Raw genomic sequence first — 11,691 nt, forward strand, 5'->3', positions numbered from 1 at the left:
CCGGTTTCCCCTTGAAAAGTGTGTGAAAACGCCATGGTTGGGCTGACGCCTTGCTGTGCGGTCGCTGAGGGGAATTTGGCCGCCACCGCCAGCGCCTAAATATCGCAATAAATGCCACATTTATGCGATCTCCCTCCCGGACGTTGCCCCACGTGCCGCACATTCGCCGCTCTTCCCTTGCGTCAAAAAATGGGAAAAACCTGCGCTGACGCAATGAGTGCCCCGCACGGATTGGCCACAATGGCCGCTCACAATCGGTTAGAGGCTGACTAATGGATACCCTGCTTGAGCGTTTTCTGCGTTACGTAACTTTTCATACCCGCTCCGATGAGACCAATCCAGCCTGCCCCAGCAGCGAAGGCCAACTGATCTTTGCCCGTGCCCTGCAAGAAGAGATGAAGGCGCTGGGGCTGAGCCAGGTCACCCTGGATGAACACGGCTACCTCACCGGCTGCCTGCCGGGCAACCAGCCGGACGCCCCCGCTATCGGCCTGATTGCCCACATGGACACCGCCGACTACGAGGCGGAGCACGTAGTACCGCAAATCATCGAAAACTATCAGGGCGGCGACATCTGCCTTGGCAAGGGTGACGAGGTGCTCGCCATTCGTGACTACCGCTTCCTGAAAAACTACCTGGGTCAGGATCTCATCACCACCGACGGCACTACCTTGCTTGGTGCCGACGACAAGGCGGGCATCGCCGAGATCCTCACCACCATCGACCACCTGCAGGCCCACCCCGAGATCCCCCGCGGCGATATTTGGGTCGGCTTTACTCCGGATGAGGAGATCGGCCGCGGCGCCAACCTGTTCCCGCTGGAGAGATTCCCGGCCAAGTGGGCCTACACCGTGGATGGCGGCGAGCTGGGCGAACTGGAGTATGAAAATTTCAACGCCGCCAGCGCCACGGTGCGTTTTATCGGCAATAACGTCCACCCCGGCACCGCCAAGGGGAGCATGATCAACAGCCAAACCCTGGCCGCCCGCTTCCACGCCGCCATGCCTGCCGAGCAGACCCCGGAGTGCACCGAAGGGTATGAGGGCTTCTTCCATCTGGCCCAGATGAGCGGCACCGTGGAGGAGAGCACCCTGCACTACATCATCCGTGACTTCGACGACGAGCACTTTGCCGCACGCAAAGCCGAGATGCAGAACCGGGTGGCCGCCCTGCAGGCCGAGTATCCCAAGGCCCGCATCGAGCTGACCCTGACCGACAGCTATCGCAACATGCGCAGCCAGATCGAGCCGCACATGCATATCGTCGAGCTGGCCAAGGCCGCCATGCAGGCCGCCGACGTGGTGCCGAAAATCAAGCCCATTCGCGGCGGTACCGATGGCGCCCGCCTCTCCTTTATGGGTCTGCCCTGCCCCAACCTCTTCACCGGTGGCCACAACTTCCACGGCAAGCACGAGTTCATCCCGCTGCAATCCATGGAGAAATCGGTCGCCACCCTGGTGGAGCTGGTGCGCCTCACCGCAGCCTGGCGCGGTTAATCGGGTCGCTATCATGACCATGACCACCAAGGGGGGAGCCGGTTTACCGGCTCCCCCCTTGCTATCTGGCCATCACCCGTCAGGAAAGGGAAACCGGGGGAGGGTCGCTCAGGAGCAACTGGCTGCAGCTGCCATCAAACTGTCATCCCGCTGACATGTCGCGGGAACAGTGTCACATCATGCTGGGAGCAACGGATCGCCGGAGCCCCCAGATGTTCACTATCGATACCCTGCTGACCCAGCACTTCCCCCGCCTGCTTGGCTACCCCCTGCTCACCCCGCTGTTAAAGCGGCTGTTGGGCTGGCTGCTCAACGAACGTGCCTTTGCCGACTTTGCCACCCGCTACCCGCACCTGCGCGGCCTCGACTTTGTCGAGCAGGCGCTGACCCAGCTCGATTTCGACTATCGGGTCAGCGAGGCGCAGCTGGAGCATATTCCCGCCAGCGGCCGGGTCATTCTTGTTGCCAACCACCCCATCGGCTCGCTGGATGGACTGGCGCTGCTGCAACTGCTCGGTCGCATCCGCCCCGATGTGAAGATCGTCGCCAACCAGCTGCTGGCCCAGCTCGCGCCGCTGCGCCCTCTGCTATTGCCGGTGGACAACATGGAAGGCAAGACCGATCGACAGGCCATCCTCGCCATGAACGAGCACATCGCCCATGAAGGTGCGCTGGTGATCTTCCCCGCAGGCGAAGTATCCCGGCTTGGCCTCAAGGGGGTGAAAGATGGCCCCTGGCAGGCAGGCTTTATCAAACTGGCCCAGCGCACCCGCACCCCGCTGGTGCCCATCCATCTGGGAGGGCGCAACAGCCTCTGGTTCTATCTCGCCTCCTGGCTCAACAAGCCCGCCTCCGCCCTGTTGCTGGTGCGCCAGCTGTTTCGCCAGCAGGGGCAGACCCTGCCGGTGACCATAGGAGCGCGCATTCCGCTCGGCAGTTTTCAGGAGCTGCCCGCCAAGACGGCGGCGCGGCTGGTGCGCAACCACCTCTACCGGATTGGCCGTGGCAAGGCGGGACGGCTGCAGACCGAGGCCCCCATCGCCCTGCCGGAGGATCGCCGCCAGCTCAAACAGGCCATCGAAAGCTGCGAGCAGCTCGGCACCACCCCGGATGGTCAGGGGATCTACCTCTACCGCCGCCACGAACTGAGTCACTCGGTGATCCTGCGCGAGCTGGGGCGACTGCGGGAGATCGCCTTTCGCGCTGTGGGGGAAGGGTCTGGCAAGCGGCGGGATCTCGATGGCTTTGACAACGACTATCACCACCTGATCCTCTGGGATCCGGCCCGGCTCGACATTATCGGCGCCTACCGGTTCGCCCCGGTGGCGGAGCTGCTGGCCAGCAAGGGGAAGGATGGCCTCTATAGCCACACCCTGTTCGGCTTTGAGGATAAGCTACTGCCCCGGCTGGAGCAGGCAATCGAGCTTGGCCGCAGCTTTATTCAGCCCGCCTACTGGGGCAAGCGGGGGCTCGATTATCTCTGGTTCGGCATCGGTGCCTATCTGGCCCGCTATCCCCGCTACCGCTACCTGTTTGGCCCGGTGTCGCTCTCCGGCAGCCTGCCGCCGGCGGCCAAGGATCTGCTGGTGAGCTTCTACCGCCAGCACTTTGCCCCCGAGCTGGCGCTGGCACCCTCCCGCCGTCCCTACCCCGAGACGCAGCCGCTGTTCGAAGGGGTGGATTACGGCGCCGATCTCAAAGCACTCAAGGCCCGTCTCGACAATCTGGGCTGCGCCATCCCTACCCTCTACAAGCAGTATTCCGAGCTGTGCGAGCCGGGCGGGGTGCAGTTCATGGATTTTGGCATCGACCCCGACTTCAACCACTGCATCGACGGGCTGGTGTGGGTCGATGTGAGCCGCATCAAGTCCCACAAGCGGGCCCGCTATATCGGCAGTCATCTGGCCGAGCCGCGCTTATAACCCTGCTGGAGCCAGGCAAACAGCCAAATGCAAAAAAGAGAGAGAGGCCATCGCCTCCCTCTCCTTTCGCTCTCATGCTCAGCACCTTTTCGAGGCGCTCGGCCCATCAGGCGTTACTCGGCCGCCTTGCGATCCGAGTGGCCGAGATCCCGCTCAGGGGCGATGACGTCACGCACCCGCTGCTTGATCTCCTTGGCCTCGGGGAAGCCGTCATCGACCACCCGATCCCACACCTGCACCCCGCTCACCAGAATGCGGAACTCCCCCTTGCTGGCCGGCACCAGCGCCACCTCCCCCAGATCGCTGTCGAAGGTGGATAGCAGCTCCTGCGCCAGCCAGGCGGCGCGCAGCATCCAGCGACAGAGGGTGCAGTAGCGGATTTCGATGCGGGGTTTGCTGATCAGGGTTTCAGATTCGCTCATGAGTGACTCCATAAAAAAGCGGCCAATGGCGGGAAATGGCGTACTGCCGCCCAATGGCCGATCCCGGTTTGGTCAAATCAGTGCTGATCAACCCCATGAAAATCGGCCAGCCAATGGCGGGCAATGGTACGCATCGCCGATTCTGGCAGCTCGAACAGGCCGGGTGCAAGAGGGCCTGCCGCCAGCATCCGGATCCCTTCCATGATCTCCGCCAGCACCAGATAGACATATTCACCAATCACGGCGCCATGGACGAAGTTGACCGCCTCGCCCCGGTTGAGCAGGTAGATCTGGGTACCATCCGGCCGGTTGAGGGCCAGCACATGGGGGCACACCTCTTCGCTCGGCCACGGCAACTGGGCCAGCGAGAAGGCGAACTCGTCGTCAGCCGAGGTGACCGAGGCCACCATGGTGCCGGGGCGCAGCGCCTGCAGATCCGCCAAATCCAGCGAGCCGTTGCCGGTAGAGCAGATCACCAGCTCGGCGCGGCTCAACGCCTCGGCCTTGGTGATCAAGCGAAAACCGTGAGAGAGCGCTTCGACCTGTCGCAGCACATCGGTCTCCACCAGCCCGAGATGGAGGTTGCGACAACGCAGGTCGCGGGCGATGCTGCGCCCCACCTTGCCATAGCCAAACAGCACGGCTTCGCAGACGTTGAAGGTACGGTTGAGGTTGCGGGCCAGCGACTCCGCGGAGTAGACCACGCTCAAACCAATCTGGATATCCTCGGCCTGCTTGAGGGGACTGCGTGCCACCGACACCACGGGGGTCGCCAGCACCTCCTGCTCATAGCGCTGGTGGCCGTTCTCGGTCATCTCCACCACCCCGAGGAAACGGGGGCCGAAGTATTCACTCAAGATCACCTGGGTTTTGGCAAAGTAACCACCAATATCGAGGATCAGCAACCGCTCGTGGGGGGCCACCAGCGGCGCAATCTGCTGGATGAGGCTGTCGGGTTCATTGGTCCAGCGCCGGTTGAGGGGCAGCACAGGATAGTGCTGGGATACCCACTCCAGGGTCGGGCCGTGTACCGATTTCGGTTTGGGTAAAATGGCGCCAATCCGCCCAATCCGGGAAAGCGCTTCGATAAAACGGGGGCGATCGGGAAGCAGGTGAGTGACCAACAAAATGCAGAGACCATCGATACGTCCCTGTCCGGTGAAATGGCGAAAAAACAGATGCTCAGATCCTTGACTGCGCAACTGTGGCCTCCTTATGTGCCGCAAAGCAGGCAAACAGAACCCGGCGCGGCCGGGTTCTGTGTGTGTCCAAATAAAATGAAAAACCTTTTTATCTGAAACACATAGGTGGCTCAATCATTATCTGCCAAGAGTATGAGCGAGTATGCAAAAATGACTGTAATTGCCTGTTTTTCATGCAAAAATCAGTACAAAGAAGCAGCAGGCCACACCCACCACAGGCTGAGCCCGGTTCCCGCCGCTGCGAGCAAGATCAGCCCACCCCAACGCACTGGCAACGGTTTGTCACGCAATGCCCACTCCAGCAGCGGCAGCAACCAGACCGGCAGCAACACCACCAGCGGCACCTCCACATATTGCCAGGCCAGCATCTGGACGAAGGCGAGGGCCAGCGCCAGACCGGCGGGGGCCACCTTGATGCCAATAAAGATGGCGAGCAGGGCGCGAAAACCGGCGAAAGCGGCCAGCGCACCGGCCAGCTGGGCAATCAGCAGGCTGCCATCGATGCCGATCACCAGCGCCAGCCAGATAAAACCGAGGGCAAACCCGAGCCCCTCGCGGCTATCACAGCGCAAGGTGCTCCAGCCAAACCAGAGGATGGCGGGCAGTAGCGCCAGCCAGATCCCGGGTTCGCTCGCCAGTACCGAGGCCAATCCCTGCCACCACACCAGCACACTGATCACGGCAAAGAGCAGCAGCGAGCCACGCAGATCGTTCACCTGAGCCGCAATGGCGGGCACCAGCAGGGTCAGCGGCAGCCACTGCCACGCCTTTTCCGGCATGCCATAGAAGCCGCCGAGCCAGGATCCCACCAGCCAGAGCGCCAGCGCGCCCCACAGATACCCCAGTCGCGGCCAGCGCCACGATAGCAAAGCGGCTCCCAGAGGAGCCGCCAGGGTTTGCAGCAGAAGTTCCGCGCCCATTACTTGCGCACGCCTTCGACAAACAGGTTGATGTTCATCTCGTCCGGAATGCCGGGCAGCATGTAGCTCACGCCAAAGTCACTGCGTTTGATGGTGGTGGAGGCGTTGAAGCCGCTGCGGTAGCCGCCCCAGGGATCCTTGCCCTCACCGATCTTGACCAGATCGAAGGCCACTTCCTTGGAGACGCCGTGCAGAGTTAGGGTCCCTTTCAGCACGCCTTTATCCTTGGTGCCCTCGTAAGCGGAGCTGACGAAGGTCATCTTGGGATACTGCTTCACGTCGAGGAAGTCCGGACTGCGCAGGTGCTTGTCGCGGGCCTCGTGATTGGAGTCGACGCTGGCGGCATCCACTTCAAAGCTCGCCTTGGCGGCCGCCGGGTTGGCGTCATCCATGCTGAAGGTGCCGCTGAAGGTGTTGAAGCGACCCACCAGCTCGGAGAAGCCCAGGTGACCCACCTTGAACTGCACCGTGGTGTGCGCCGCATCCACATCGTAATCCGCCGCCATCAGAGGGGTAGCCATAAACAGGCAGGAGGCCAGCAGAGCCTTGGTCATTTTCATCCGTTCGTTCCTTCATCTTGGGGTTCACATCAGTGGTTAAAATGCTAACCTCGTTCTGAAGATGAATAATCAGTGATTTATTAAATTCATTATTTACTGAGGATGGAAAATGGACCAGATCGCCGCCATGCGTACCTTTATCAAGGTGGTGGAGTGCCAGAGCTTTACCAAGGCCGCCAACCAGCTCGGCATCTCGGTCGCCATGGCCTCCAAACTGATGCAGCAGCTGGAGGAGTCCCTCGCCACCCGGCTGCTGTCGCGCACCACCCGTCAGGTCAATCCCACCGAAGCGGGCCAGTTCTACTACCAGCGCTCCCTCGCCCTGCTGGCGGAGCTGGAAGAGACCCACAGCCAGCTGACCCACCACAACCAGCAGCCGAACGGCACCCTCAAGCTCTCGGTGCCGATGGACTTTGGCTATCTGCACCTCTCCCCCGCCCTGCCGCTGTTTCGCCAGCGCTTTCCCGATCTCAAGCTCGATATCGAGTACAGCGACCGGCGGGTCGCGCTAGTGGAAGAGGGGTTCGATCTAGCGCTGCGGATCGGCCACCTCAGCGACTCCTCGCTGGTGGCGCGCCAGCTTGCCACCATTCGGGTCGAGCTTTGCGCCAGCCCCGCCTATCTGGCACGCAAGGGCAGACCGGAAAAACCCGAGGATCTCAAACAGCACGACTGTCTGATCTACACCCTGACCCAGCCGGAGTGGCACTTCAAACGGGGAAACGAGCAGCAGAGCATCCGGCCACAGGGGCCACTGCGGGCCAACAACGGGGTGGCGCTGACCCGCGCCGCTTGTGATGATCAGGGCATCATATTGCAGCCCACCTTTATCGTGGGGGAGGCCCTGCGGTCAGGGCAGCTGGTCAGCCTGCTGCCAGAGTGGGACAAGGGAGAGGTGGGACTTTATGCGGTCTATCCGCACCGCCGCTTCGTCTCGGCCAAGGTGCGTTGCTTTATCGAGTTCGTGCAGGAGCGCTATCTCGCCCCGCAACAGTGGGATAAGCCGTGATGATTGCCAGAGCAGAGGATAGGGCCTGACTGTCCGGCCTGCTGACCCGGCTTAAAACCTAGCGCTGGCCAGGGGCCGTGGCAGGAACCAGCTTCGCCAGCAGACGCTCCTGCTCGAGGCTTAACTGCCAGCGTGGCAAACGGGTGCGTATCACCGACAACTGCTGCTCACTGAGGGCATAGGGGAGCGCCACTTCAATCTCGGGGCAGTCAAACATGGCGGCCAGCTGCAGGATCAAAATGAGGTTTGCCTCGTCGGTCTTGTGCTTGTTGACCCGTTTGCGGATCTCGTGGCGCAGCTGGGTTTCGGGGTCCTGGGTCATCGCCTGCCAGCCGAAACCGAATAACGGCACCAGCGCGCTGACAATCCCCAGCGCCGTCATCGGCTGCTTGGGGGGATGATAGAGTGCGTTGAGATCCAGCCGAACAGGATTCTGACGAACCTCACCCTCACCAAATAAAATCGTTTTCGTCATTGGATTACCCGTTATATTCCACTAGACTGCGCCGCATATTTTACCCCGATATGCCAACGAGGTGCTGATGCTAAGCGATATCGAGATCTCCCGCCAGTCCCCCCGTCTCTCCATTCACGCGCTGGCCGAACGCCTCGCCATCCCCCAGCACCTGCTCAGCCCTCATGGCCACTACAAAGGCAAACTCAGCCTCGATCTTCTCACGTCTCAACCCAAGCATAGCGGCAAGCTGGTACTGGTGAGCGCCATCACCCCGACCCCGCTCGGTGAAGGGAAGACGGTGACTACCCTTGGCCTCTCCATGGGGCTCAACCATGTCGGCCAGCCCAGCATCGCCACTATCCGCCAGCCGAGCCTCGGCCCGGTATTCGGGGTCAAGGGGGGGGCCGCAGGTGGCGGCCACGCCCAGGTGGTGCCGATGGAGGAGATGAACCTCCACCTCACCGGCGATTTTCACGCTCTGACGGCGGCTCACAATCTGGCGGCTGCAGCCCTCGATGCCCGCCTGTTCCATGAGCGCAAACTCGGCGACCAGTTCACCGCCAAAACCGGCCTGCCGCGGCTCGATATCGATGCCGATAACATCCTCTGGCCGCGCACCCTCGACATGAATGACCGCGCCTTGCGCCACCTCACCATAGGTCAAGGTGGCGCAGCCGATGGGGTGGAACGCAGCGATCGCTTCGTCATCACCGCCGCCTCCGAGCTGATGGCCATTCTGGCGCTGGCGAGCGATCTGAAAGACCTGCGCCAGCGCATCGGCCGCATCCAGCTGGCCCGCGATATTCACGGCAAGCCCATTACCGCCGAACAGCTGGAAGTGGCGGGCGCCATGACGGTGCTGCTGAAAGACGCGCTGCAACCGACCCTGATGCAGACCACAGAGCAGACGCCGGTGCTGGTGCACGCCGGCCCCTTTGCCAATATTGCCCACGGCAACTCCTCGGTGATCGCCGATCGCATCGCTCTTGGCCTGACCGACTATGTGGTGACCGAGGCAGGTTTTGGCTCCGACATGGGGCTGGAGAAGTTCTTCAACATCAAGAGCCGCCAATCCGGTATTACCCCCGCCTGCGTGGTGCTGGTGGCCACGGTGCGCGGCCTCAAGGCCAACAGCGGCCTGCTCGATATCCGCCCGGGTCAGCCGCTGCCAGCCAGCCTGCAAGGGGAAGATCTGCCGACCCTCAAGCAAGGCTGCGCCAACCTCGCCTGGCATATCCGGAACGCCCGCCGCTACGGGGTGCCGGTAGTGGTCGCCATCAACCGCTTCCCCACCGACAGCGAGGTCGAACTGGCGCTGCTGGCCCATGAAGCCCAGCAAGCCGGTGCCTGTGGCGCAGCCATCTCCAACGCCTTCACTCAGGGTGGTGCCGGTGCCAGCGAGCTGGCCCGCGCCGTGGTCGCCGCCTGCGAGCAACCAGGTAAGGTGAAACTGCTCTACCCCGACGAGGCGAGCCTCGACGCCAAACTGGCGACCTTGGTGGAGTGCGGCTACGGCGGCCGCGGAGTGCAGCTCTCCGACAAAGCGCGCCAGCAGCTGGCACAGCTCTCTGCCGAAGGATGGGATCACTTGCCCATCTGCGTAGCCAAGACGCCGCTCTCCATCAGCCATGACCCCGCTCTCAAGGGCGTGCCGACCGATTTCGAGGTGCCCATCGACGAGGTGAAGCTCTGCGCCGGTGCAGGCTTCGTCTATGCGCTGGCGGGCCCCATCATGACCATGCCGGGGCTGGGTAGTCTGCCTGCTTATCGCCATATCGATATCGATGAGAACGGCGAGATAGTCGGCCTGAGCTGAGCCCTTCCACAACGCCAGAAACAACAAGGCCCCGCCAATTGGCGGGGCCTTTAGTTATCCATGCATCAACCCTTAGAGGGTGAAGCGCTGGGTCATATGGTGCAGGGTGTTGGCCAGCTTGCTCAGTTCGACGCAAGCCTGGGCGATCTGATGAGCGCCCTGGGCATTCTCGTCAGCGGCATTGTGAATGTTGACGATGCTGCGGTTGAGCTCTTCGGTCACCGCATTCTGCTCTTCGGTGGCGGTGGCGATCAGAGTGTTCATGTCGGTGATGCGCACCACGGCTCCGTTGATGGTCTCGATACTGGTACCGGCATCCCGTGCCAGACCGACACTCTCCTGCATCTGGTGACGACTCAGCTGCATGGCGTTGCCCGCCTCGGCGGCGCGGCTCTGCAGCAGCTCGATCATCTTGCTGATCTCGGCGGTGGAGTCCTGGGTACGCTGGGCCAATGAACGTACTTCATCCGCAACGACCGCAAAACCACGACCCTGCTCACCGGCACGGGCCGCTTCGATGGCCGCGTTAAGGGCTAGCAGGTTGGTCTGACCGGCGATATCGCGGATCACATCCAGCACCACGCTGATGTTGGCGCTGTCGGCCTCCAGCTGCTGCACTACTGTGCCCGCCTGCTCAATCTTGACCGACACCTCTTCGATGCTGGCAATGGAGCTGCGAACCACTTCGCTGCCAGCAGCAGAGGTGCGGGAGGCATCCTTGGCGGCGCTCATGGCATCCGTGGTGTTGCGGGCCACTTCATTGACGGTGGACTGCATCTCGTTCATGGCGGTCGCCACCTGGGAGACTTCGTTCTGCTGGATAGCCATGCCGCTGGCGGACTGGCTGGAGATGGCGCTCACCTCCTCCACTGCGCTGCTGAGTTGGCTCACGGAGCCGGCGATCTCGCTCACCAGATCGGAGAGGGAGCCCTGCATCCGGTTGATGGCGGAGCCCAGCTGACCCAGTTCATCGCGGTTGAAGCGGCTGTCACGGATCCACTGCTGCAGTTCGCCCTGACCCAGATCGCCATTGGCAATACGCTGGGCCTGACGGGCCAGCATGATCAGCGGATCGCGGATCTGGCGGGTCAGTACCACGGAGAGCACCACCACAAGGATCAGGCCGATCACCAGCGCGATGGTGACGCTCAGGTTGGCGGATTGGTAAGAGGCGACAATGTCACTGCGGGATTCAGACGCATAACCATGGTTAATCTGGATCAGGGAGGCCACTGACTTGCTCAGCGCGGTATAAAGGGGAACCCCCTCCTCAAGGAAGATGCGTTGGGCTTCGGCAAGCTGATCGCTGTCTTGCAGCTGTTTGACTCGCTGGTGCAGGGCGACGTAACGATCCCAGTCAGATTTCACCGTATCGAAGGTACGGCGCTCCGCCACATCCTCAGGCCAGATCGTCTTGTCATGGGCAATCAGCTGCTGTGCGATCGAGTTAAGCTGCTGACTGGCAATATTCCGATATTCAGCCCTTTTCAGCGGCTCGGCGGCCACCACGAAATAACCCAGCTCATAACGACGCAACTCACCGAGAGAATCCCCGATCGCGCTGGTGCGATTGACCGCTGGCAAGATGCTGTCGGTAAACCGGATGGCAACATCATTCATGTTGCCAAACTGGACAAGGGCAAAACCGCCGATAAAGGCGACCATCAAACCGAGCACGGCAAAGCCGGCGGTGAGTTTTTTACCTATGGTCATGGTACTGGTATTCATGGGATATCCTGGTGGTCGTTAAATTCGTAGCACTCGTCCGGTTCACGCCCTCCTGGCATGAACTATCTGGCCACCTGTTCAGTGGCGCACCATCCAACCTTGATGGATATCTCTGAATTCCATGAGCGGCAGCGAGAGCCGAGAGGGGCGGTAGAATAG

General features: G+C 61.7%; 10 protein-coding genes. 4 read left to right on the plus strand and 6 right to left on the minus strand.

Annotation, left to right across the window (positions count from 1 at the left end):
- Positions 1-272: 272 nt before the first annotated feature.
- Both pepT and VF684_RS03910 read left to right on the plus strand, forming a co-directional pair.
- Positions 273-1,496: a peptidase T gene (gene pepT / locus VF684_RS03905; protein WP_279474895.1), complete on the plus strand. Its 1,224-nt coding sequence runs from the start codon at positions 273-275 to the stop codon at positions 1,494-1,496.
- 212 nt (positions 1,497-1,708) lie between these two features.
- Positions 1,709-3,418 (plus strand): lysophospholipid acyltransferase family protein, encoded by a 1,710-nt coding sequence (locus tag VF684_RS03910; protein WP_279474893.1) that lies wholly within the window; start codon positions 1,709-1,711, stop codon positions 3,416-3,418.
- A 113-nt stretch (positions 3,419-3,531) separates the two neighbouring features.
- Here VF684_RS03910 and VF684_RS03915 read toward each other — a convergent pair whose 3' ends face one another.
- From VF684_RS03915 to VF684_RS03930, 4 genes are all read right to left on the minus strand, one after another.
- Positions 3,532-3,840, minus strand: a complete 309-nt coding sequence (locus tag VF684_RS03915) for a SelT/SelW/SelH family protein (protein ID WP_279474892.1) — start codon at positions 3,838-3,840, stop codon at positions 3,532-3,534.
- 77 nt (positions 3,841-3,917) lie between these two features.
- Entirely contained in the window at positions 3,918-5,042 is a 1,125-nt protein-coding gene (locus tag VF684_RS03920) for an adenosylhomocysteinase (RefSeq protein ID WP_193860001.1), read from the minus strand.
- A gap of 182 nt (positions 5,043-5,224) precedes the next feature.
- Positions 5,225-5,962: a hypothetical protein gene (locus tag VF684_RS03925; RefSeq protein ID WP_113739143.1), complete on the minus strand. Its 738-nt coding sequence runs from the start codon at positions 5,960-5,962 to the stop codon at positions 5,225-5,227.
- Positions 5,962-6,522, minus strand: a complete 561-nt coding sequence (locus tag VF684_RS03930) for a YceI family protein (RefSeq protein WP_005334411.1) — start codon at positions 6,520-6,522, stop codon at positions 5,962-5,964. Before VF684_RS03930 ends, VF684_RS03925 begins: the two co-directional genes overlap by 1 nt.
- 109 nt (positions 6,523-6,631) lie before the next feature.
- On the opposite strand from VF684_RS03930, the gene VF684_RS03935 reads away from it, so the two are divergent.
- Positions 6,632-7,531 carry a LysR family transcriptional regulator gene (locus VF684_RS03935; RefSeq protein ID WP_421319002.1) on the plus strand — a complete coding sequence of 300 codons (900 nt, stop codon included), beginning with the start codon at positions 6,632-6,634 and terminating at the stop codon, positions 7,529-7,531.
- A gap of 58 nt (positions 7,532-7,589) precedes the next feature.
- On the opposite strand, the gene VF684_RS03940 is transcribed toward VF684_RS03935, so the two are convergent.
- Entirely contained in the window at positions 7,590-8,006 is a 417-nt protein-coding gene (locus tag VF684_RS03940) for a hypothetical protein (RefSeq protein WP_279474885.1), read from the minus strand.
- A 67-nt stretch (positions 8,007-8,073) separates the two neighbouring features.
- Between VF684_RS03940 and VF684_RS03945 the strand changes: the two genes are divergently transcribed.
- A complete protein-coding gene (locus VF684_RS03945) occupies positions 8,074-9,804 on the plus strand; it encodes a formate--tetrahydrofolate ligase (protein ID WP_279474884.1) in 1,731 nt (576 codons plus the stop codon).
- A gap of 72 nt (positions 9,805-9,876) precedes the next feature.
- On the opposite strand, the gene VF684_RS03950 is transcribed toward VF684_RS03945, so the two are convergent.
- The gene (locus tag VF684_RS03950; RefSeq protein WP_279474883.1) at positions 9,877-11,532 is read right to left on the minus strand and encodes a methyl-accepting chemotaxis protein; all 1,656 of its coding nucleotides are present in this window, start codon (positions 11,530-11,532) and stop codon (positions 9,877-9,879) included.
- Positions 11,533-11,691: the final 159 nt, after the last annotated feature.

Origin of the sequence: Aeromonas sp. Lyrl_2, assembly GCF_051948815.1 — a bacterium.
GTDB lineage: Bacteria > Pseudomonadota > Gammaproteobacteria > Enterobacterales > Aeromonadaceae > Aeromonas > Aeromonas veronii.

Bases quoted from the DNA above. Each gene is read 5' to 3' on its own strand.
- pepT (WP_279474895.1), top strand. From the start codon at position 273: ATGGATACCCTGCTTGAGCGTTTTCTGCGTTACGTAACTTTTCATACC.
- VF684_RS03940 (WP_279474885.1), bottom strand. From the start codon at position 8,006: ATGACGAAAACGATTTTATTTGGTGAGGGTGAGGTTCGTCAGAATCCT.
- VF684_RS03950 (WP_279474883.1), bottom strand. From the start codon at position 11,532: ATGAATACCAGTACCATGACCATAGGTAAAAAACTCACCGCCGGCTTT.
- VF684_RS03915 (WP_279474892.1), bottom strand. From the start codon at position 3,840: ATGAGCGAATCTGAAACCCTGATCAGCAAACCCCGCATCGAAATCCGC.
- VF684_RS03935 (WP_421319002.1), top strand. From the start codon at position 6,632: ATGGACCAGATCGCCGCCATGCGTACCTTTATCAAGGTGGTGGAGTGC.
- VF684_RS03930 (WP_005334411.1), bottom strand. From the start codon at position 6,522: ATGAAAATGACCAAGGCTCTGCTGGCCTCCTGCCTGTTTATGGCTACC.
- VF684_RS03910 (WP_279474893.1), top strand. From the start codon at position 1,709: ATGTTCACTATCGATACCCTGCTGACCCAGCACTTCCCCCGCCTGCTT.
- VF684_RS03925 (WP_113739143.1), bottom strand. From the start codon at position 5,962: ATGGGCGCGGAACTTCTGCTGCAAACCCTGGCGGCTCCTCTGGGAGCC.
- VF684_RS03945 (WP_279474884.1), top strand. From the start codon at position 8,074: ATGCTAAGCGATATCGAGATCTCCCGCCAGTCCCCCCGTCTCTCCATT.